Source organism: Lutispora thermophila DSM 19022, assembly GCF_900142105.1.
Classification (GTDB): domain Bacteria; phylum Bacillota; class Clostridia; order Lutisporales; family Lutisporaceae; genus Lutispora; species Lutispora thermophila.
Genome location: NZ_FQZS01000017.1, coordinates 25,328 through 46,817 on the forward strand (window position 1 = coordinate 25,328; position 21,490 = coordinate 46,817).

Annotated in this window: 22 protein-coding genes and 1 pseudogene; 17 read left to right on the top strand and 6 right to left on the bottom strand. The window is 35.6% G+C overall.

The window, feature by feature from the left end:
• The first annotated feature begins 46 nt into the window (after positions 1–46).
• From BUB48_RS12340 to BUB48_RS12365, 6 genes and pseudogenes are all read left to right on the top strand, one after another.
• Entirely contained in the window at positions 47–580 is a 534-nt protein-coding gene (locus BUB48_RS12340) for a hypothetical protein (protein ID WP_073026542.1), read from the top strand.
• 187 nt (positions 581–767) lie between these two features.
• Entirely contained in the window at positions 768–1,532 is a 765-nt protein-coding gene (locus BUB48_RS12345) for a GNAT family N-acetyltransferase (RefSeq protein ID WP_073026543.1), read from the top strand.
• A 171-nt stretch (positions 1,533–1,703) separates the two neighbouring features.
• Complete coding sequence (locus BUB48_RS12350) at positions 1,704–2,654, top strand: aldo/keto reductase (protein WP_073026544.1); 951 nt, start codon at positions 1,704–1,706, stop codon at positions 2,652–2,654.
• Between the two features lie 69 nt (positions 2,655–2,723).
• Positions 2,724–2,942: a hypothetical protein gene (locus BUB48_RS12355; protein ID WP_073026545.1), complete on the top strand. Its 219-nt coding sequence runs from the start codon at positions 2,724–2,726 to the stop codon at positions 2,940–2,942.
• A gap of 98 nt (positions 2,943–3,040) precedes the next feature.
• On the top strand, positions 3,041–4,027 hold the full coding sequence (locus BUB48_RS12360) for a D-cysteine desulfhydrase family protein (RefSeq protein WP_073026546.1): 987 nt from the start codon (positions 3,041–3,043) through the stop codon (positions 4,025–4,027).
• Positions 4,028–4,112: 85 nt separating this feature from the next.
• A pseudogene (locus tag BUB48_RS12365) lies at positions 4,113–4,693 on the top strand (DNA alkylation repair protein).
• A gap of 65 nt (positions 4,694–4,758) precedes the next feature.
• On the opposite strand, the gene BUB48_RS12370 reads toward BUB48_RS12365, so the two are convergent.
• Positions 4,759–5,124, bottom strand: coding sequence for a DUF4363 family protein (locus tag BUB48_RS12370; protein ID WP_073026547.1), 366 nt, complete (start codon positions 5,122–5,124; stop codon positions 4,759–4,761).
• A gap of 85 nt (positions 5,125–5,209) precedes the next feature.
• The gene (locus tag BUB48_RS12375; RefSeq protein ID WP_073026548.1) at positions 5,210–5,938 is read right to left on the bottom strand and encodes a YetF domain-containing protein; all 729 of its coding nucleotides are present in this window, start codon (positions 5,936–5,938) and stop codon (positions 5,210–5,212) included.
• Positions 5,939–6,175: 237 nt separating this feature from the next.
• Between BUB48_RS12375 and BUB48_RS12380 the strand changes: the two genes are divergently transcribed.
• Entirely contained in the window at positions 6,176–6,697 is a 522-nt protein-coding gene (locus BUB48_RS12380; RefSeq protein ID WP_084524588.1) for a DUF2703 domain-containing protein, read from the top strand.
• Between the two features lie 21 nt (positions 6,698–6,718).
• Here the strand turns inward: BUB48_RS12380 and BUB48_RS12385 are convergent, their stop codons facing one another.
• The gene (locus BUB48_RS12385; RefSeq protein WP_073026549.1) at positions 6,719–6,901 is read right to left on the bottom strand and encodes a hypothetical protein; all 183 of its coding nucleotides are present in this window, start codon (positions 6,899–6,901) and stop codon (positions 6,719–6,721) included.
• 340 nt (positions 6,902–7,241) lie between these two features.
• Between BUB48_RS12385 and BUB48_RS12390 the strand changes: the two genes are divergently transcribed.
• Positions 7,242–8,030 carry a putative hydro-lyase gene (locus tag BUB48_RS12390; protein WP_073026550.1) on the top strand — a complete coding sequence of 263 codons (789 nt, stop codon included), beginning with the start codon at positions 7,242–7,244 and terminating at the stop codon, positions 8,028–8,030.
• A 60-nt stretch (positions 8,031–8,090) separates the two neighbouring features.
• Here the strand turns inward: BUB48_RS12390 and BUB48_RS12395 are convergent, their stop codons facing one another.
• Together BUB48_RS12395 and BUB48_RS12400 are read right to left on the bottom strand one after the other, a co-directional pair.
• Complete coding sequence (locus tag BUB48_RS12395; protein ID WP_207648344.1) at positions 8,091–9,071, bottom strand: ATP-binding protein; 981 nt, start codon at positions 9,069–9,071, stop codon at positions 8,091–8,093.
• Entirely contained in the window at positions 9,064–10,083 is a 1,020-nt protein-coding gene (locus BUB48_RS12400) for a DnaD domain protein (protein WP_073026551.1), read from the bottom strand. The genes BUB48_RS12395 and BUB48_RS12400 overlap by 8 nt, the downstream gene beginning before the upstream one ends.
• Positions 10,084–10,345: 262 nt before the next feature.
• Between BUB48_RS12400 and BUB48_RS12405 the strand changes: the two genes are divergently transcribed.
• On the top strand, positions 10,346–11,851 hold the full coding sequence (locus BUB48_RS12405) for a peptidoglycan DD-metalloendopeptidase family protein (protein ID WP_073026552.1): 1,506 nt from the start codon (positions 10,346–10,348) through the stop codon (positions 11,849–11,851).
• Between the two features lie 23 nt (positions 11,852–11,874).
• Here BUB48_RS12405 and BUB48_RS12410 read toward each other — a convergent pair whose 3' ends face one another.
• On the bottom strand, positions 11,875–12,984 hold the full coding sequence (locus BUB48_RS12410; RefSeq protein WP_073026553.1) for a S8 family serine peptidase: 1,110 nt from the start codon (positions 12,982–12,984) through the stop codon (positions 11,875–11,877).
• A 173-nt stretch (positions 12,985–13,157) separates the two neighbouring features.
• Between BUB48_RS12410 and BUB48_RS12415 the strand changes: the two genes are divergently transcribed.
• The 8 genes from BUB48_RS12415 (at position 13,158) to BUB48_RS12450 (ending at position 21,426) form a co-directional block, all read left to right on the top strand.
• The gene (locus BUB48_RS12415) at positions 13,158–13,364 is read left to right on the top strand and encodes an FmdB family zinc ribbon protein (RefSeq protein WP_073026554.1); all 207 of its coding nucleotides are present in this window, start codon (positions 13,158–13,160) and stop codon (positions 13,362–13,364) included.
• Positions 13,365–13,423: 59 nt separating this feature from the next.
• Positions 13,424–14,212 (top strand): gluzincin family metallopeptidase, encoded by a 789-nt coding sequence (locus BUB48_RS12420; RefSeq protein ID WP_073026555.1) that lies wholly within the window; start codon positions 13,424–13,426, stop codon positions 14,210–14,212.
• Positions 14,213–14,537: 325 nt separating this feature from the next.
• Positions 14,538–15,233, top strand: coding sequence for a response regulator YycF (gene yycF / locus BUB48_RS12425; protein WP_073026556.1), 696 nt, complete (start codon positions 14,538–14,540; stop codon positions 15,231–15,233).
• Between the two features lie 4 nt (positions 15,234–15,237).
• On the top strand, positions 15,238–17,007 hold the full coding sequence (locus BUB48_RS12430) for an ATP-binding protein (RefSeq protein WP_073026557.1): 1,770 nt from the start codon (positions 15,238–15,240) through the stop codon (positions 17,005–17,007).
• 90 nt (positions 17,008–17,097) lie between these two features.
• Complete coding sequence (locus BUB48_RS12435; protein WP_073026558.1) at positions 17,098–17,613, top strand: hypothetical protein; 516 nt, start codon at positions 17,098–17,100, stop codon at positions 17,611–17,613.
• Between the two features lie 20 nt (positions 17,614–17,633).
• Complete coding sequence (gene yycH / locus BUB48_RS12440) at positions 17,634–19,055, top strand: two-component system activity regulator YycH (protein ID WP_073026559.1); 1,422 nt, start codon at positions 17,634–17,636, stop codon at positions 19,053–19,055.
• Between the two features lie 36 nt (positions 19,056–19,091).
• A complete protein-coding gene (gene yycI, locus BUB48_RS12445) occupies positions 19,092–19,982 on the top strand; it encodes a two-component system regulatory protein YycI (protein WP_073026560.1) in 891 nt (296 codons plus the stop codon).
• 181 nt (positions 19,983–20,163) lie between these two features.
• Complete coding sequence (locus tag BUB48_RS12450) at positions 20,164–21,426, top strand: UDP-N-acetylglucosamine 1-carboxyvinyltransferase (RefSeq protein WP_073026561.1); 1,263 nt, start codon at positions 20,164–20,166, stop codon at positions 21,424–21,426.
• The last annotated feature ends 64 nt before the right edge of the window (positions 21,427–21,490 follow it).

The following is a 21,490-nucleotide window of genomic DNA, read 5'->3' on the forward strand; positions in this document are numbered from 1 at the left end:
TCTGAATATAATGTAATGATGCTATATATTCAGGAGGGGTTAGGATATGGAAGGTAATGAAGCAAATAAACCGGAATATGAAGAAATTGACGAGAAAGCAATAAGCGAAGATGAGTTAGAGGTAAGCATACTAAAAAAGTTCAATGAGTTAGATACCATAAAGATTGAATCAGCCAATGACTGCTGCCATGATGGATATAAAAAAGTTGACTTTGACAGATGTGAAGACTTTAAGGAAATTTATATACCTATCGAAGAACTTAATTGCCAAAGCAGATTGTTAAGGATTGTAGTAAACTTGAAAAATGTTTGCAAAAATAGAATCCTTGGATTAAGTGTAGTACTGGTGAGATCTAAAAATAACATGATAATAAGCCAGAAAGGGAAAATTATATTTACCGGAACCTGCAGTACTGGACAGTGCAAGGAAATATCAAAAGAATTTTGCTTTACTCTTCCCGGAGATTTATGCGACGACCCTTCATCAATAGATGTGAAAGTAATAGCAAATTATATTTATTCTAATTCCTTTGGGGCATTGACAGATGACAGCCAATTGACTAAGAATAATACAGAATAAAAATAATGGTGGTCGAAAGGGCCACTATTTTTTTATAATACTTAGAATTTATACTTTCCGTTAAATGCCTTTCCTATAAATATTATGGAAATAATGACTGAGAAAATACTTGCAAAAAGCTTTGGTGAATTATAGCATCAAATAAATGGAACAATATTATTGCTCATGGAAAAATAGGAGGGATAACATGAAGGAAACAATTGACAGAGGGACACTGAAAAGAACGATAGTTCTTGATGAAGAATATGAGATGCATTTTCTTGATGAATCTAATATTGATGAAATAGTTGATCTTCAAAATGAAGTAGCAAGTTGTTTAAAAAATCCTGAAACTTTTGCTATGGATTCCAGAGAATTTATTCTAAATGAAGTTTTACATAAGGACAAAGGAAGAGCCATAGGAGTATTTGCGCACAATAGATTAATAGCGTTCAGAACCGTTTCATTTCCTGGTATGAGTCAGTCTAATATGGGAAGAGAACTTGGACTTTCTGAAGGTGAGCTAGAGCATGTTGTACATTTGGAAGCAACTGTAGTACATCCTGAGTATAGGGGAAACAAGCTTCAGGCAAAGATGATGAAGCATACATTCAATATAGTTTACAGAATGGGTTATTATCATGTACTTTGCACAGTCTCTCCCTTCAATTATCCAAGTCTGAAAAATGTGATAGATGGAGGACTGGTTATTAAGGCTCTGGGGCAAAGAGAAGGACCTTATAACGGTAAATGGCGTTTTTTGCTACATAGGGATTTAAGGTATACAGCCACTAAAGAATATAGATGCAGCATAGAGGTGGAAAATGAAAAGCTCCATAAGCAAAAAGAGATATTGAATAAAGGATACGAGGGATTCTTAATATCCAGAAGCAGATATATGAACGATGAATTTATGATTCATTATGGAATACCATATGAAAACGATATGAAATGTGATAATAGGCTCAGCTGACAGTCCAATATAGCATACCCAGATCCTATTCATGTGCTATAATCAAGATAGATTTTCATGTAATTTTGGATCACTAAGGAAGTCTTTCTTGCAATTCATGAGACAATGTAAAACAACTAATTTGATTACTGATGATTTATAAAATAAAAATATGATCTGGAGGTTAGCATTGTGGATAGGATAATATTAGGAAATACAGGAATAGAAGTGACTAAATTGTGCTTTGGAGCGCTGCCACTAGGACCATTGCAGAAGAATATTTCCGTTGAAGAGGGAGGGGAAATAATAGCAAATGCTTTAAGAAGAGGCATTAACTTTATCGATACGGCTCAGATTTACCGTACTTATCCTCATATAAAGGCTGCCCTTGACAAAGTAGATTTTAGACCGGTAATTGCCACAAAATCAATGGCTGAAAGCTATGAAGACATGGAGAGAGCGATACATGAAGCTTTAGAAGGATTGAGTCTGGATTATATTGACATATTCCATCTTCATGCTGCCAAAGCTGATACTGATATATTTGAAAAGCGGAAAGGTGCTTTTCAGTGTCTTTTGGACTATAAAAAGGAGGGAATCATTAAAGCTGTTGGTATATCTACACACAGTGTCGATGTTGTAGAGCTGGCTGCAAGAAGAGAGGATGTAGATGTAATCTTTCCTTTAATAAACAAAGCGGGAAGAGGAATAGTCAAAGGCACATTGGAGGATATGGAGAGGGCAATAGAGCTTTGCCATGAAAACAACAAAGGTGTATATCTTATGAAAGTTTTAGGCGGCGGAACCGTGATAGAAGATTATCAAAGCTGTATGGACTATGCTATGAACCTTAGTGGAGATAACGCAATAGCCATAGGAATGGTCAGCAATGAGGAAGTAGACTATAATATCAGGTATTTTGACGGAGAAAGGGATTTAGAGGGTATAGTAAACATTAGAAGTAAAAAGGTTGTGAAAGTATCAGAAATATCATGCGTAGGTTGCGGTACATGTACAGATATATGCCATAGTGAGGCGATATCTATCAATGAAAAGCAGAAAGCGCTTATTGATACTTCAAAATGCATACAATGCGGTTATTGCATATCTGCTTGTCCCCAATTCAGTATAAGAATTGTTTAATAAATGATTTTTGCCTCTTTTCAAGCGAACATATGTTTGGTATAATAAAAGAAAAGTGAAGGTGATAGCATGATAGAACATATATTGAAGGCATCACTGGAAAGAGGCAGAGTCATAACAATAATATATAACGGAGAATCGGGCATTAGTGGACGAAATATAAAGGTTCTTGAATTCAAGGGTGACAAAGTTAAGGCATACTGTTATCTGCGAAAACAGATTAGGTATTTTAAGATTGAGAATATATTATCAGCGGAATATTGCTATTTTAAAAGAAAAGCAGTTTAAGGGCAGCCGAAGGTTGCCTTTAAATTTTGCATAATTTAGAGGATATTTTGGTAATTAAGAGAAATATAAATTATCAAAATGAAAAGGGGGATTAGGCCATGATACTTGAAAATAAGATCAAATTAGCAAATTTGCCTACAAAAATAGAAAAGCTAGATAAACTAAGCAAAGAGTTGGGCAAGAACATTTACATTAAGAGAGACGACCAAACCGGCACTGAGGTATCAGGCAATAAAGTAAGGAAGCTGGAATTTTCGGTAAAGGAAGCATTGGATAATGATTGTGATTATCTTATAACCTGTGGAGGCATACAATCCAATCATGCAAGAGCTACCGCTGCAGTAGCTGCTAAATTGGGTATGGGATCATTTCTTGTTTTGAGAGGCAAAGAAGATAATGAGCTGGAAGGCAATTATTTTTTTGATAAGCTACTGGGAGCACGTATTAAGTTCATAACACCGGAAGAATACAGCAATAATAGAGCCCAAATAATGGAAAATATTAAAAATGAGCTATCTAAAGAAGGACACAGGGCATATATAATACCGGAAGGAGCATCAAATGGTGTAGGATCTTTAGGCTATTACAATGCCATGCTGGAAATATTGGAACAGCAAAAACAAATGGGAATAAAGTTTGATGCTATAGCATGTTCAGTAGGTTCTGGAGGTACATATTCCGGATTGTATTACGGAAATAAAGTTACAGGCAATGATGCAACAGTGTATGGAATAAACATAACAGGAGATAGAGAATATTTCTTGGATGTAGTGGAGTCACTGCTTCATGAACTTATCAAATATACAGGACAGGAGATTTCTATAAATAGGGACGCTATAGATATAGTCGATGGATATCCCGGATTGGGATATGCAATAAGCCGACCTGAAGAGATAGAGTTTATAAAGCATATAGCTCAATTGGAAGGAATCATATTAGATCCTGTATATACAGGAAAAGCCATGTATGGATTGGTACAGGAGATAAAGAAAGGTACCTTTGATAGACATGATAACATATTATTCATTCATACCGGTGGAATTTTCGGTTGGAACACTGCCCAAAGATCCATGATAGAATTATAGAAGGTGTATATTAATGATAAACAATATAATCTCAGCGCTCTATGAAAATGCTGATTCGGAAAAGGCTCTCCAGATGGCTGCCTATATGAAAGATAATTTCTCGTTTCTTGGCATACAAAAGCCGAAGAGGCAGCAGATTACTAAGGAGTTTATCAAGGAAGCCAAAAAAGGAAAAGCAGTGGATTGGGATGTTGTAGATATGCTGTGGAATTTGCCGGAGAGGGAGTTTCAATATTTAGCCGTAGACTATTTGATAGCCTTGAAGGATTATGTAAAAGACGAAGATATTGAAAAAATAGAGAAACTGATTACTACAAAGTCGTGGTGGGATACTGTGGATGCTATAGCAAGCATTATAGTAGGAGAAATGTGCAGGAAGTATCCAGAGTTAATTGAAAAAAATATCATGGATTGGGCAGAGAGCAGCAATACATGGTTGGCACGAACTGCAATACTTTTTCAGCTGAGGTATAAGGAAAATACAGATACAGACCTCTTAAGCAAAATCATAAAAAAGAACAGTGAAGAGAAAGATTTTTTATCACCAAAGCAATCGGTTGGATTTTGAGAGAATACTCAAAAATCGACAAAGCATGGGTTAAAGAGTTTATGGGAAATAATGCTTTGCAACCTTTGAGCATAAGAGAAGGAAGCAAATATATTTAGTTTAGCCAAAAGCAAGAAAGTATCAAGTTAAGTCAAATAGCTTGATGCTTTTTGCTTTGCATACATCATTTCCCCAGATACATCCAATGTTGGAGGGCTTCTTTAAGTTCCATAAAAGCGCTGGATTTATCCCGAGCCAGAATTGCCCCCTCAAGCCTTGCTATACTAACGGAAAAATCATTTATTTCATTTCTTTCAGTGCTGAATTGAATTCTGAATACTATTTTGCTCCATGCCTCTTTTAAATCAGCTGTATTTTTATTTGCTTCCTCCCAATGTTCTTCTGATATGTTCTCCATTATTTTTTCAATCATTTTTGGTATATTGTCATCACCTACAGAAGAATACTTCAAAAAGATTCCGCTTTGCATTATCAATATAAAAATTACAATAGTACATATGGGGATTGATATAACCAGGAATTTTCTCACTGAATCATCACCTCGCATAGTATAGTTAAAGTTTAAAACTAAAGGGCTAAATTGAGTGTTGTTCTTGGAAGAGAGAATAATCTTATTAGTAAGGGCCTTTATAGTCACCGATATCTAATATCTTTTTTATGTGATCATCATATTTATCTACATATAGACTTCCTGCCGGGTTAAGAGTTGCTAGGAATACTTCCGAGGCATCATTGATGCCTTGCTTCTTAAGTTCCCTGATAAGCCAAGCTTTATCCTTGTTTAATTGAGCAAGATTCTCTTCTATGATGATTCCGTCATATATCAGTTCCGTGCTGATGCCGTCAGGCACAACTTTCATATTCATGTCTTTGGGAGTCAAAGGCATATGCTCAGGCTTTTTAAGTACTGATATTTGACCATTTGGTTCTATTATTGCGAAATCCACTTGGTTAAGATCAAAGACTCCTTTGTTTCTCAATAATGCCATGATGTCTGAAACTCTATATTTCATTTTTTTCAAACTCTTTTCCATTATCTTGCCCTTCATAATTACGATGGTTGGTTCCCCTTCAAGGTATTTTGCCGCATATCTCCATTTCAAAGTTATAACTTCCATAAAATATCCCAATGAAGCCCATGACAACAGCCCAATCCAGTGTGGCCATGCTCTGCTGGATAAATCCACCGTAAGTTCAGAGGCTATAGAGCCTATAGTTATGCCCAGAACATAATCAAAAAAAGTCAGTTGACTTATTTGCTCCTTTCCTATTATCCTTGTGAAGATGAGAAGGGAAAAGAAGCCGATGACGGATCTCACAACTACAACCAAACCTTCATTCAATTTTTAGACCTCCTCTATCAGTAATTTATGGACATAGTATTTGATATATGGAAATTTTTATAACTTATAGGGGAAACATAATTTTATTTCATGTTAGCTTGACATAAAGGATTTCTTAAGTTAATGTAATGATTTTCCGAAAAGATTTTGTTTTCGCTTTTGATATTGACCTTTATCTGCATTTTAGAATACAATACATAGAGAAATCTCAATATGATGCTATACAGGAGGATATGAATGAACAATTCAAAACATGGATGTAATTCCTGTGGATGTGGTTATTGCTGTTCGGGTTTCTGCAGAGCAGAAAATATAGAAATAGAAACAAGACAAGTAGTTGTAGATTTTTTATATGTGAATCATGGAGCTTGTGAACTGTGTCAGGAAACAGAAAAAAATCTTGAAGAGGCTATTAACAGCATATCCAATGTATTGGAGTTAGCCGACATTGAAGTAGTGATAAACAAAATAAATGTAGACACAGAAGAATTGGCCATAAAGTATAAATTTTCTGCTTCCTCTGCAATACGAGTGGATGGCAGAAATATAAAAATGGAATTGAGAGAAATGCCATGCAGTTCTAAGAAAGAGGGGCTGCACTGCTGGGTATGGCCATACAAGGGTAAGGAGTATATTGTACCGCCTGCAACTCTCATAGCGGAAGGATTATTAAGAAGCATATTTGGTCATGAATACGAAATCAATGAAGATAATGAATATATAATACCGGAAAACCTTAAAAAATTTATGCAACTATAAAGAATTAAAATCTATGAATCCCTATCTACCTTTCTCAGGTTCATAGGGATCTTCTTCATAATCAAATTCTATTTTTTTGAAATTTGCTTTGTTTGTAAATGCTTTATATTGATTTTTATTTTTGCTAAGATTTTTCAGCCTGTCATACTCGTCTTCCATATAATCATAGTCATGGCCTAGCAGATTAAATTTCCCTTTTTTCATATTACTCACCTTCCAATTTTGCTATAGCTTTAAAATATCCGTTGTTCATCAAAGTAATTTTATCACAATTATCTGATTATTGTAAGCATGGAAGTATCAGATTAAATTAATATACGACAAAATAATGGGGAAATTTATTTCCCGGGAAATATAATATGTAAGTTCGACAAAAACATTATTTTCGAGGTACTAATTATGCAAAGTTTTAGGTTGTAATAAAAGCATGGTATATCATATAAATAAAGCCTTCTCATAAAAGGATATTTCCCACTATTGGAGAATAAACATATACAAGCGAAATAAATGAAAAGGGGGTAGCCGACAAGTCGGCGATTGTACTATGGATTATGCAAATATGAGCCCAAGAGAAGTTAGAGAACTCATCAGGAAAGAAAAAATAACTTCGCCTACTTCAGGCATGTGCCGAGGACATATACAGGCAAACCTGGCTATAGTTCCTAAAGATTTAGCTTTTGATTTTTTATTGTTTGCTCAGAGGAATCCTAAGCCCTGTCCTATATTGGATGTCACAGATATAGGAGATCCAGAGCCTAAAATAATGGCTAAGGGTGCAGACTTGAGGTTTGATGTTCCTAAATACAGAATTTACAAATATGGAGAGTTGGTGGATGAGGTAAACAACATAGAGAAGTATTGGAGAGATGACCTAGTCGGTTTTCTGATCGGTTGCAGCTTTTCTTTTGAATCCGCTATGTTGAATGCTTCTATACCAGTAAGGCATATAGAAGAAAATCACAATGTACCTATGTATATAACAAATATTGATTGCACTCCTGCCGGCAAGTTCTGCGGCAAAATGGTGGTAAGCATGAGACCTATACCGTATCACCTGATACCTAGAGCAGTTCAGGCCACTTCAAGATTTCCACAAGTCCATGGAGCACCTATACATATAGGAGATCCTAGCCAGATAGGAATCGAGGATGTAAACAAACCGGACTTTGGTGACCCATCTACCATTAAAGAAGGAGAGGTACCTGTATTCTGGGCATGTGGCGTTACACCCCAATCCATAGCCATGACCAGCAAGCCGGAGCTTATGATAACTCACTCTCCTGGTCATATGTTTATCTGCGATCCTAAGGATGAAGATTTGGCAGTGCTGTAATTATAGCAACAAAAGGCTGAATGAGATTCAATATCCCATTCAGCCCTTTAATCTTTTAAATCATATGATATTTTGCAGTTTAAGCCTTATATCCTCTCCGAAAAACTCATACATCAGAAAATTGCCGAATATTCTTGACGATACTCTTTCCGAGTAGGTTTTTATTATCTCATCAACATCCAGATTTGTTGAGATTATCATTTTTTTGTTCTCTAATAGCCTTTTATTCAATATGTTATAAATAACAAGGCCTGAGAATTGAGTTCCCAGCTCTGTGCCCAAATCGTCAATTATAAGCAGATCGCATTCATATATATCCCTCAGAGCTTCGTCTTCTGCTTCTTCGTTATCAAAATCAAACTTATATTTTCTTACAAGATCTACAAGATCCGGAGCCGATTGATATATGACGCTTTTACCCATATCCAGCAAATCCTTTGCTATGGAATTGCAGAGAAAAGTTTTTCCCAGGCCTGGCCTGCCTATAAACAACAGATTCTTATTATGTCTATCGAAATCCTTGGTATATTTTATGCACTCCATAAATATATGCTCCATGTTTTCCCTTGGAGATATACCACCATCAACAGATTTGCTGGAGTAATAGTTTATATTGAAGTTATCAAAGTTCTCCTTGGATATTCTGTGAGCAAGCTTAAATTGCTTATATTGGTAGGCAATAAGCTTTTGCATAAGGCAACCGCATCTTTCCAATCCAATATAACCCGTATCTTTGCATTTATTGCAATTGTATTTCATCTGTAGATAATCCTTTGGATAGTTATTTGCTGTAAGTATTTCTGCCTTTTCTATTTTCAAATCTGTTTGCTTCTTATGAAGTTCCTCCAGAAGCTTTTCTTTATCTTCACCATTCATAAGCACGGCCTTGGTTATGTTTATGCCTAAGCTAACCATTTCATCGTCAATTTCTTTGAGCCTTGGCAGCTTGGAATAAAGCTCCTTTTTACGTTTTTCCAGCTCCCTCCTGTTTTTTTCCCTTATTTCTTCATATTCATTCATTATGGTTTGTATGCTATTCACTTAACTCACCTCTGCTTTTTTGCAGGAGCCTTTGCTTTAACAGGTCTGTGTCGTATGTACGGCCTTTGAAGTTATTGAAGGTTCGTTTAGGCGCTTTAGTACTGTCTTTAATGCTTTGTGAAGAAGATTTATTGAGATAAGTTTCAATTTCCTCTATTGTTTTAATATTCTTATCATGCCATTCGGTAAGCACCTTGTCTATATATGAAAAGGAAGGTTTCAAAGTTTTGGCTGTCAATTCGCAGGCTTTGAGTACAACCTCATCGGAATAGGAATATTCATAAAACCATTTTTGCATCATTTCTTCCTCTACGGCAGTAGGTTGTCTCCCGATTCGGAGAAAATTCAGCACTTTACTGTATTTTTGCCATTTTTCCTTGTGCCTGTTTGCATATTCAATGGCTTTTTCTTGAGAATCTACTCCTGCATCAAACCAGTTTCTAGCCACCTGTTTCAGATAGGGAAGATCTTTTTTATTCCTTGAGTAACAATCTTCAATTATCATTACAACTATTTCAGGAGGAAAACCATAATCGTCAATCCAGTCCAGGAAGGAGAACATTTCATTTTGAGACAATTCCCTTCCGCAAATTCTTCGAATATAGTCAAACATATCCCTTATCTTTGAATTCTGTCTCGCCATTATGATGCGCTCTACGCTGTTTTTTGGCGGTTTGGTTTCCTTTCCCTTTATATTGAGCATTATTTCTCTTATATCAATGAATTCAATTATCTTATCCTTGCTTTCTTCTGTATGTATAACATTTATGATTCCTTGATCCTGCCAATACTGCCAGGCCCTTTTTACTTCATCTGTAGAAATATTGATGGTTTTTGCGATTATTTCGTCGGATAAATAATTGTTTTGTAAACTGTAGGAACATTTAAGTCCCAGCAGATAAACCTTGACATAATCCCCAGGTGCACCAGGCATATAGTGATTTATAAAAATATTTTCAACGGGAGTATGGCCAAGGTCTTCATTATAGGCTTTATATCTAAAGTAGTTCATATAGGTTCCTCCTAAAACAGGAATCAAATCCGATTTATCTAATATTATAGCATATATTTTCCTGCTAATAATATTGCCTTTTGGTGTAAGATAATACCAATAAACATATTGTAAGGGAATATTCTTTGCTGGAAGAATAATTTGTCATATAAATGAATATCATATAGACAAGCAGGAAAATTTTGACCCCAACAATTTATTGAATAATAGGCTAGTTTGGTATAAAATAGAGAAAGCGATATTTAAGAAAGGAGATGCATTGATGGGGGGAGACGGTGATAATCCAAACAAGATGAAAAAATTTTATGATAGCCTTATTCAGCAGGGCACCAAGTGGTTTGACAAGTCCAAGAAAGCAATATCAAAACTAGATTTGAAGAAAACTTTTTCAAAGTTTAATATAAAATCCGTTGCAGGTGACAAGAGATTCAATATCAAGGTAGTGAACAAAAAAAGATTTATGATAAACATGGCTGCTTTGTCTGTAATAATTGTTGGTATTACATATTTCGTTTTTGCCAATAATGCTTTTTCTGTAGTGATTAACGGAGTAGAGGTGGCTAAGGTCAAGCACAAAGAGACAGCAGAGGAAGTAATTACAGCGTTAAAGCAGAGTTATGAGAAGGAAAACGATGTAGAAGTTGCTTTTAGCAGTCAGATTTCTTACGAAAAAGTAAATGCTTCAAAAAAAGAACTCCTTGAAGGCAAAGCTTTGGAAGAAAAGCTGAAGGGGCATTTGGATTATCAAGTAAAATGCGCTGTTATATACGCAGATGATAAGCCCATTGCAACTTTGAAAACTAAGGAAGAGGTAGATAAAGTACTATCCGGTGTAGAACAATATTATACCAAAGGAGTAGATCTAAGTAAAATCAAGGAGAAGGGTTTTTCTGAAAAAGTAGAAGTAAAAGAAGAATTTATGGATGTATCTACAGTTATGAATGTAGAAGAAGCGCAAAACTATATTATAAATGGGACAACTGAAGTCAGAATACATAAGGTTGAGGCAGGAGAGAGTTTTTGGAGCATATCAAGAAAATATGGCATAAGCTTGGAAGATTTGCAGAGGGCAAATCCCACAGCTAATCCGGAAAAAATAAAAATAGGTCAGGAACTTAACTTGGTAGTTCCCAAATCATTAATTAATGTCAAGACTGTTGAAGAAGTTACATATACAGACAAGATTCCTTATGAGCAGAAGTTGGAGTATAGCAGCAGCATGTACAAGGACCAGACTCAAGTAAGGGTCAAGGGTGAATACGGTGAAAAGGAAGTCAAAGCGGAAGTAGTCAAGATAAACGGGATTGAAAGCGAGAGAATAATTTTATCAGAAAATGTAACAAAGGAACCAAAAACTCAGATTTTGGTAAAAGGAACGAAGGAGCCGCCACCTAAGAAAGGTACAGGGACTTTCATTACTCCAACAAGGGGTACCGTAACTTCCCGATTTGGATACAGATGGGGAAGGAATCATAATGGGTTAGATATTGCAGCACCTGTAGGTACAGCTGTAAAAGCTGCTGACGGAGGAGAAGTTATTTTTGCAAGTACCAGTGGTAATTATGGAAAATTGATAAAGATTGACCATGGCGGAGGCTTTGTTACATATTATGGCCATCTCAGCAAAATCAGTGTTAAGGTAGGAGACAAAGTATATAAAGGGCAGACCATAGGTGCTGTGGGTACAACAGGGAGAACCACAGGCCCTCATCTGCACTTCGAAATAAGAAAGAATGGAAATCCTGTAAATCCATCAAAATATTTGTAAAACGTGAATAAAAAATAGAGGAATTACAGCTCCTCTATTTTTTTTATATTCATATATCCTTTTCCCTGAGCGTGTTTTAGCTCTCCCAAAGAAGTGGTGCACAGCTTCAAAAGGCTTTTTACATCATCGGGAGAAATATCTTTCTTCTTTTCATAGACTAGAGCTGCAAATCCTGCAGCCAAGCTTGCAGAAGCTGCAGTGCCCATAAAGCTTTCTGAAGGGATAAAGCCGGGCATTACAATATCCGGTTTATCCAGATTAGGTGCCACTGGACCTTTGCTGCTCCAGGGAGAAATAGAGAATTTGGCACCATCTGTATCAAAGGAACCTATAGTAAGTAATTTGCCGTTATGACCTGGGCTTGTTATTGTGGATTTTTCAGGTCCAAGATTTCCAGCACAGCTTATTACAAGTAAGCCCTTTTGCCATAAGGCCTCTGCGGCTATGGACAAAATATCATGATTTCCACTATTTAATGAGACTCCGAAATTCAATACAACAATCTTTATGTTGTATTTATCCTTTATTTCCACCATCCAATCCATGGAAGCCAGTATATCTGAATAATAACCATAATTGATCATATTAAAGGCTTTTGCACATACTATTCCCGTTTCACCGGCGGGGATAGATGCTGTAGCCGCTGATGATGTTCCGTGGCCGCTGTCATCATAGGCATCTTTTTTTCCATTTACAAAATCCTTAAAGGATAGTATTCTTCTTCTTGGCTTCATAAAATCTGCTCTGGGATGTATGCCTGTATCTATAAAACCTATGGATATGCCTTTGCCATTTAAAAGTTGTGATTTCATCATGAAATTACTGTTATGACCATCGGCAGATGCAAAGGTCTTCCCCATCAAGGAAGCTTTGTCGTCATAATAGATCCTGCTGATTTCTACAAGGGCTTTTAAACTGTCCAAATTTCTAATTGGCAAATTTCCACATATATGATTTATGAAGTTTATTTCGTATTTTGTTTTAAAGCCAATTCGTAAAAGTTTTCTTTTTATGGAACTATCTATGCTATGTTTTACTTCAAGGATCAAAGGGATGGATTGAACTCCTTTAATGGATGATATATATTTTATTTTTGGATCGACTCTTTTTGAAAGTGAAAAGAAATCTTTCACAGAAATCCCCCTCCTAAAAGATACAGGAGACCAAGCTGAAAGCTTAGTTACATAAATTTCCACCCGAAAAAGGCGGAAAAGCTGGCAAAGTTGTTGAAATAAATGATATAATATTATATGCTTATAAGCATGAATAGGTGAATCATATAATATCAATGGAGGAGATGAGTATCATGGCAGCATTGGATTTTAAATGCAATGATTGCGGTGAGAAGTTTTTTGAAATAGTAAATTCTTCAAATAGAGATAAAGTAGTATGCCCAAAATGTCAAAGCAAAAACATCAGACAGGTTTTTGAAGGAAAATGCCAGACCAGCAGATCTTCAAAAGGAGGAAGTGGATGCGGTGGCAGCTGTGGCACCTGCGGAGGATGTCACTAGAAAATACCAGTGAAGTTGACATAAAATTTATTGTATAATATATCTGTGGTGATGCAGATATGAAAAAAAATTTAATTAAAGCATATATAGTGCTGACAGTATTGCTGGCGCTATTTTTTTTAATAGACGGCAGGGCGTATATTCTGGCAAAATCAGCCAGCTATAAAGCCCTGAAGGTTTTCGAGTATTATAAAAGCATAGAGCTTTCATCTACTGAAGGAACTATAAACAAGCCGCATTTTATAATAAAAAATAGAGGTGCTGATGAGGGATTTGTAGAAGAAATAGGTAATTTGTTGGAAAAAAGCTACGATCTAATAGGCAAAGAATTTGATTATTATCCGAACAAGACCATACCTGTATTCGTCTATGGAAGTATGGATGAATTTTGGGCTCATAACAAAGCATTGGAGGGACAAGCCATCATGGGGCTTTATAACATGGGAGTCATTCATATCGTCACTCCGGATGTTTTTGCCATGACCATGGAGAAATATGAGTTAAATGGGCCTATTTTACATGAGTATACTCATTTGGTAGTGGATGAACTTACGGGAGGAAATATTGAAATATGGTTTACTGAAGGAATGGCTTTATACCAAGAATACAACATTTATGGCACTGAATGGGGAGAATTCATGGACTATGAGGATGAATACTCTCTTGAGGATTTGAGAGGTGACTTTATGGCTTTAGACAGCGATAAAGCCTATCGCAAGGCATTTCTGATAATAAAAGATATTTACAGCAACGAAGGAGATAATGAAATCAAAGAATTCATGAAGGAACTAAAATCAGGAAAAGACTTTTATAGATCTTTTATGACCTTGAGATATAATGTTCGATAAAAAATGACTCAAAAAAGAAAACAGGCCCCTGCCTGTTTTCCAGCATCCGGGGGGACACAAAATTAATTTTTATGTTATTGTTTTTAGTTTCTAATATGATTATATGATATAATTTTATGTAATAACATGCGAAAAGTGTATTATTTTTCTAGGAGTTTAGACCTAATGCGACATTTTTTTTGGGACTTTTCATAGACATCTTTTGAATAGTATTATAGAAATATGTGAGAGTGAATGTTCCCGGGTTTATATTAAAATAAAAATTAAAATGGTAATAAAAGTTTTAATGAAAAGATTAATAAATATAGAGAGGGGTAAGCACTGTATGAGTAATAAAATATTAGTTGTTGATGATGAAAGACCCATAGCAGATATAATAAAATACAATCTTGAAAAAGAAGGTTATAAGGTATTTATTGCAGAGGATGGACAGCAGGCTATTGATTATACATATGAGTATAAGCCTGATCTCATAATACTCGATATAATGCTACCCGTTATGGACGGATTTACTGTATGCAAAAAACTCAGGGAAAATGTAAACACTCCCATAATAATGCTTACAGCTAAGGAGGAAGAAGTAGATAAAGTATTGGGACTGGAACTTGGCGCCGATGACTATATGACCAAGCCTTTCAGTTTCAGGGAACTTTTGGCCAGAGTAAAAGCAAATATAAGAAGAGTAAACTTCTCAAACAACGGCACAGAAGGTGGAGGACAGATAATTAAGTCAAGCAACTTGATAATAGATCTTAATAAATATGAGGTAAGAAAAGATGACAGAGTAATTGAGCTTACTTTAAGGGAATTTGAACTGTTAAAATATCTCGCTCAAAATGCCGAACAGGTATTTTCAAGGGAAACCTTGCTGGAAGAAGTCTGGGGATATGAATATTATGGCGATGTCAGGACAGTAGATGTTACTGTAAGGCGCCTGCGAGAAAAGATTGAAGATGATCCAAGCAACGCCAAGTTTGTTCAAACCAAGAGAGGTGTAGGCTATTATTTTAGGAGGATGTAAATAGATGTTAAAAAGCATCCAATGGAAGATGGTAATAATTTTTGTCTTATTGGTATGGCTTGCTATGTCTATAATAGGTGTATATATAATACAAGCTGTTGAGAAAGATCAAGTGGATAATGTGATAAATAACGCAATATCCAACGCCAATTATTTGGAATATATGCTGGAAGATAAGATGGCAAGGCCCTATGAAGTTCAAGCCATGGTGAATTCTTGGTTTGCAGGGCAGATAAATCAGATTAAAGCTGTTTATGTTTTCAATAAGGATAAAAGATATGTGGCTCACGAAGGTGGGGACCTTAGAGATCCAGCGGAAGACAGCATAATTATTTCTCAAGCACTGGAAGGAAAAGTGGCGGAGGATTTCAACAGATTTGTAGATCTAAAAAATAATTACAAGAGCATTGCAATACCCATAGTATCAGATGACAATGAAATCCGTGGAGCTATTTATCTTAATGTGAACTTATCAAACATAAATAAAACCATAGGCAATATAAAAAGCATACTCACCAGTGCCACCATATGGGCAATGTGTTTTACTGTGCTCATGGGAAGCATACTTTCAAGAACCATAACGGGACCTATAAAGGAAGTAACATCCAAGGCCGAGAAGCTGGCAAAGGGTGAATTTGATCATACAATCATGGTAAGATCCGATGACGAAGTAGGAAAGCTGGCAGAAATGTTCAACTATCTTACAGTCAGATTAAAGTCCACATTAAATGAGATGAATAACGAAAAGGAAAAGATGGAGACAATACTGACCTATATGACTGATGGAGTAATTGCTGTAAGCACCGATGGCACGATACTCCATGCCAATCCGGCTGCTTTTAAGCTTTTTAATTTGTCTCAGGATCATGTGGCTGAAAAAAACTTTGATGATATTACTGAGATGTTAGGCCTATCCTTTAGACATGAGGATTTGTTCACAGGGACCAAAGAAAAAAATGATTTGATCAAAATAGAAGACTCAACAATAAGATACAGCGTAGTTCCTTTTAAAAATGAAGCTGCTGAGACTGCCGGTGCTATAATAGTTCTTCAGGATGTAACGGAGCAGGAAAATCTGGACAGGATGAGAAAAGAATTTGTGGCCAATGTATCTCATGAATTGAGGACACCGCTTACAACCATCAAAAGCTATACGGAAACTTTGTTAAACGGAGCTTTGGAAGACAGAAACATGACGCTGAAGTTTCTCAATGTCATTGATAGTGAATCCGATAGGATGACAAGATTGGTTAAGGACCTGCTGATGCTTTCAAGGTTGGATTATGATAAAGCTCAATGGAACATGAAGGAGATCGACCTGACGAAAATACTCACTGATTGCGTGTATAAGATGGATATTTCAGCAAAACAGAAGAAGCAAAGCATCACTTTGGAGATAAGCGAAGATATTCCTCAAACTATAGGGGACAAAGACAGGATAGAGCAGGTTATTATAAACATAATAAGCAATTCAATAAAATACACTCAGGAAAAAGGCAAAATCAATGTATCAATGTGGAAAGAAGAAGAATATATCTGTATAAAGGTACAGGATAATGGTATAGGAATACCCAAAAAGGATATGGATAGGCTTTTCGAAAGGTTTTATCGAGTGGATAAAGCCCGTTCAAGGATGCTGGGAGGTACCGGTTTGGGCTTATCAATTGCAAAGCAGATTGTGGAGGCTCATAAAGGAAAAATTTTTCTGGATAGCATATACGGAGAAGGAACTTGGGTGACTATAATGCTTCCTATTGTTTCAAGTGTAAATTAACCTTAATTATGCTGTAATAAGATTGTAACAATAGTATTATATAATACAGTTGTATAATAAGATTATGGTTAATTTCTGGAGGTAATTCCAATGCTCATAAACAAATATGGAAAAATCATATTGATCCTAACTATGGTATTTACTCTTGCACTTTCTTCTGTTACATGTGTGTATGGAGCAAAAGTGGATGATCCTATACCCGTTTTTGACTTTGTTAATGGAATAGAAGAAGTAGATCAGCCTATAAAATATAATAACAAGGAGTTGTCCATAAAGGGTAAAGCATTGGAAGGTACTCAGATTACTGTAAGCACATACTGGTATAATTCTGGTAATGAGCAATCTATTGTGTTTAAAGAAAAAGATAACAATAGCAATGAAGATGCTGATGGAGAGTGGGTTCTACAGCATACAAAAAAATGCAAGGTTGGTTTGTCTGGAATTTTTGGCATATCTGTTACTATTAAACCAGGAAAAAATAAAATAATTGTTAAAGCGGACAACGAAGAACCTTATGAAATAGAAATAGAATATATAGATAGCGAAAAAATCACTGAAAAAATCAATGACTTGATGTTCGATGGACTTAAATTAGATTTTGAATAAATGTTCAGGGAATGGTAAAATTGAAGCTGGAAAGACTTAAATCAATAGTTCTTTTTTGTCTCGTTGCAATAAGCATAGTATTGACTACCCAAATATGGTTGAATATATCCATTGAGGGTATTTTTATTATGTCTAAAAACAAAGAATACAAGAACAATGAACTTCTTAGCTCCGATAACGATAAGGCAAGCTTTATCAAGCCGGAAAAACTTATCATCAATAATAATGGTAAGCATACTCTTCTTTTCAATGAAACAGAGGCAGGAATGATTTATGACAGAATTTTGGATGACATGAAGAATATGCTTTCTGTTGTTTTTGAAGCAAAGGAAGGAATGGAGTTAGAAAAACGGACATTGGATTACATGGAAAAGTTAAGAGCAGGGCGAAGTGTTGAGCTTCAACTTCCCTTTGCTTACGATTATAAGCTTTTGGCAGGTATTCTGGGAATAAATAATCCAAATTGGCAGGAAATAAAGAAAGTTGATGCTGTAGTAGTAGGCTATGACAGCAATAATGTCTATATAGTTGATAAGGGAGATGAAAGCATATATGAATTCAGATCCAAGTCTCTAAGAAGCAGTATCAGAGTAATGGTGGATATGATAAACCGAGGGAAGCCTTATTCTTACATATTTTTGAATGATATAGATTCGGAAAGGTACAGTGATGCTGTATTTATTCCAGTGGATATAGACAAGCATTCAATGCCAAAGCTGTCCTCTTATTCTGAGACGGATATATACACCATTGAAGATATTGCAAAATATTTTTTTGAAGATCCAACTACATTGAGAAGCATAGTTGATCCTTCAGGAACTGTCATTTATACAGATGGAGAAAATCAAGGCATAAGAATCAGCAAGTCTGGAGTTATAGAGTATGTGAAATATTCTATATCATCCAAGAATGATGGAGGCAATTTTACTGCACTGGATGCTGTAAATATTGCAACGAATTTCGTAAATAGTCATATGGGATTTCCAAAGGATTCATACATTTCCTCCATTGAACAGACAACTATAAACAACAAGCTCTATAGTTGCGTAATAAGGTATAATTATAGGTATGAGGGTATTCCCATAGTAAATGATGATGTTACTATGGATAATCCTATAGAAGTGGAAATAGTAAATGGACAGGTAAAAAGGTATAAAAGGGTTGTCAAGAATATCAAAGTTACGGGATCAGTTATGAGCGTTAGGAAACCTTTGGAAATCATTGATATTCTTTTTATGAGATTAAACCATGACAAAAAGATAGAAATCGATGATATAATGATAAAAGATATATATTTGTCGTATCTGGAATATGGAATAAACAATCCAACTTCCATGATACCTGTTTGGGTTGTAGAAGTTCAGGTAGATAGCTCGTTTAATGCCTCAGGAAGGTTTATAATGAATGCAGAGTCAGGAGTTATACTATTTGAACCGTATTAGGGTTTCAATATCCCCAGAAGGAAGGGGTTGAATACAATGAATTGGTCAAGAGCAAAGACTATATTGATTATTCTTTTCCTAATAGCAGATATTTTCCTGTTTTATGAATTATATTCAGAGGATCTGGTCAGAAGAAACAAGGCAGATCAAGAGACTGCAAAAGAAGTAATAAAATATTTGGAAAAACAAGGAATATGGGTTAAGTGTCGTATTCCTAAGGCCAGTTTGCCAAAGAAAACCCTTACTGTAAAGTACAAGTATATTGATAGTAAATATGCCTTAGGTATTTTTTTTGACTCTCCTAAAGATGTAGCAATAAAGACATATGAGGACAGAACTGTTTTAGAGGATAAAAAATCATATGTGGAAATTAACAAAAATGGACAGTTGATCTATACCAATAAGGAATTGTTGAGAAAAAAGGAAGAGCCAATGGATGAAGAATCTGCCTTAAAGAATATGAAGGTATTCTTAAAAAATATTGGCATAGATGATGATGATATATATAGCATTTCTAAAAAGCTTGAAAATGGGTATTATATTATAAACTGCAGCCAAAGTTATAAAGGTACATTTCTGGATGAAAGTCATTTAGAACTTCTTGTTACAAAAGAGGGAATAGCCCATATGAAAATTTTATGGTTTGAAGTAGAGAATAATGGGAAGAATAAGAATGCCATAATACATCCAATAAAAGCATTAATGGAATTAGCCGAAGAAATGGAAGAAAAAACTGATGAAGGCAAAAAGGATCTGGTGATTAATGATATAAGCTTAGGCTATTACTTTGATACAGATATAGAACAGGTGGAAGAGTTTGATATAATAGAGGTTGAGGAAGGAACAGCAATACCCGTATGGAAGATGGAGACCAATATGGGTAATATATACATAAATGCCTATAATGGTACAGTTGAAAAAAACTAAAAAATAGTGCAAAATATTAACAGTATGGTATAATGATAAAAGGCTTCAATATAAAAAATTTTTAATATGAAGCCTTTTGTTTTTCAGACCTATTATATTATCAAGTAATTCTGATAATGATATAATATAGAATGTAATTATGTGTATAACCATAACTACAATGGATAAGGAGTAGAAACAATTGGATAAGTTGATTATAGAAGGCGGCCATGCGTTAAAAGGTGAAGTATGTATCAGCGGCGCTAAGAACTCAGCAGTAGCAATATTGCCTGCGGCAATACTTGCAGGAGAGACTTGTACTATAAAAAATCTGCCAAATATTAAAGATGTTGCCAATATTGTAGATATTCTTGTACAATTAGGAGCCCAAGTGAAAAGAGAAGGGCATGACAAGCTTGTTATTAATAGCAATAATATTAATACATATAAGGTAGACTTTGAACTTTCTAAGAAACTGAGGGCCTCATATTATTTTATAGGAGCCTTGTTAGGTCGTTTCAAAAAGGCGGAGGTTCCTTTTCCTGGAGGTTGTGATATAGGTGTAAGACCTATCGATCAGCATATAAAAGGCTTTGAAGCACTTGGAGCCAAAATCACCATAGAGCACGGAATCATCAGGGCAGAAGCAGATGAGCTGGTGGGAGCTTCCATATTTCTTGATGTGGTTAGCGTAGGTGCCACTATTAACATTATGCTTGCAGCTTGTATGGCAAAAGGAACAACAACGATAGAAAACGCAGCCAAGGAGCCATATATAGTTGATACTGCAAACTTCCTCAACGCTCTTGGAGCCAATATAAAAGGTGCCGGTACCGATGAGATAAAGATAAAAGGTGTAGAGAGGCTGGGAGGATGCGAACATGCCATAATTCCTGATCAGATGGAGGCAGGAACCTATATGATTGCCGCTGCTGCCTCAAAAGGGGATGTCTTGATAAAGAATATTATACCTACCCATTTGGACTCTATAAGCGCAAAGATGAAGGAAATGGGTATTGATATCATAGAAAACGGAGATTCTCTTAGAGTAGTTGCAAACAGCAGGCCAAAAGCCGTCAATATAAAGACTATGCCTTATCCTGGCTTTCCTACTGATTTGCAGCAACCTATGAGTGTACTTTTATCCGTTGCAGATGGTACTGCTATAATAAATGAAAGCATATATGACGGTCGATTCAAACATGTGGATGAGCTAAAGAAAATGGGAGCCAAGATAAATGTGGAAGGAAGAATTGCAGTTATAGAAGGTGTACCTAAATTGTTAGGAGCACCGGTATGTGCTACGGATTTAAGAGCTGGAGCGGCTATGGTAGTAGCAGGATTATCTGCGGAAGGCGAAACTATAATAAGCAATCTTTCCCACATTGAAAGAGGCTATGAAAAACTTGAAGAAAAGCTAATGGGATTAGGAGCCAAAATAAAGAGAATATCTGAAGAAGATTAGTATACTATAATTCGGCGTAGACCGCATAGTTTGGCCTATCGCCTTTTTTGTTAGGGGGATAACT

What these genes read in the sequence shown, in the direction of transcription:
- BUB48_RS12340 (WP_073026542.1), top strand. Translation starts at nt 47, where the DNA reads ATGGAAGGTAATGAAGCAAATAAACCGGAATATGAAGAAATTGACGAG.
- BUB48_RS12345 (WP_073026543.1), top strand. Translation starts at nt 768, where the DNA reads ATGAAGGAAACAATTGACAGAGGGACACTGAAAAGAACGATAGTTCTT.
- BUB48_RS12355 (WP_073026545.1), top strand. Translation starts at nt 2,724, where the DNA reads ATGATAGAACATATATTGAAGGCATCACTGGAAAGAGGCAGAGTCATA.
- BUB48_RS12360 (WP_073026546.1), top strand. Translation starts at nt 3,041, where the DNA reads ATGATACTTGAAAATAAGATCAAATTAGCAAATTTGCCTACAAAAATA.
- BUB48_RS12380 (WP_084524588.1), top strand. Translation starts at nt 6,176, where the DNA reads ATGAACAATTCAAAACATGGATGTAATTCCTGTGGATGTGGTTATTGC.
- BUB48_RS12385 (WP_073026549.1), bottom strand. Translation starts at nt 6,901, where the DNA reads ATGAAAAAAGGGAAATTTAATCTGCTAGGCCATGACTATGATTATATG.
- BUB48_RS12390 (WP_073026550.1), top strand. Translation starts at nt 7,242, where the DNA reads ATGGATTATGCAAATATGAGCCCAAGAGAAGTTAGAGAACTCATCAGG.
- BUB48_RS12400 (WP_073026551.1), bottom strand. Translation starts at nt 10,083, where the DNA reads ATGAACTACTTTAGATATAAAGCCTATAATGAAGACCTTGGCCATACT.
- BUB48_RS12405 (WP_073026552.1), top strand. Translation starts at nt 10,346, where the DNA reads ATGGGGGGAGACGGTGATAATCCAAACAAGATGAAAAAATTTTATGAT.
- BUB48_RS12415 (WP_073026554.1), top strand. Translation starts at nt 13,158, where the DNA reads ATGGCAGCATTGGATTTTAAATGCAATGATTGCGGTGAGAAGTTTTTT.
- BUB48_RS12420 (WP_073026555.1), top strand. Translation starts at nt 13,424, where the DNA reads ATGAAAAAAAATTTAATTAAAGCATATATAGTGCTGACAGTATTGCTG.
- yycF (WP_073026556.1), top strand. Translation starts at nt 14,538, where the DNA reads ATGAGTAATAAAATATTAGTTGTTGATGATGAAAGACCCATAGCAGAT.
- BUB48_RS12430 (WP_073026557.1), top strand. Translation starts at nt 15,238, where the DNA reads ATGTTAAAAAGCATCCAATGGAAGATGGTAATAATTTTTGTCTTATTG.
- BUB48_RS12435 (WP_073026558.1), top strand. Translation starts at nt 17,098, where the DNA reads ATGCTCATAAACAAATATGGAAAAATCATATTGATCCTAACTATGGTA.
- yycI (WP_073026560.1), top strand. Translation starts at nt 19,092, where the DNA reads ATGAATTGGTCAAGAGCAAAGACTATATTGATTATTCTTTTCCTAATA.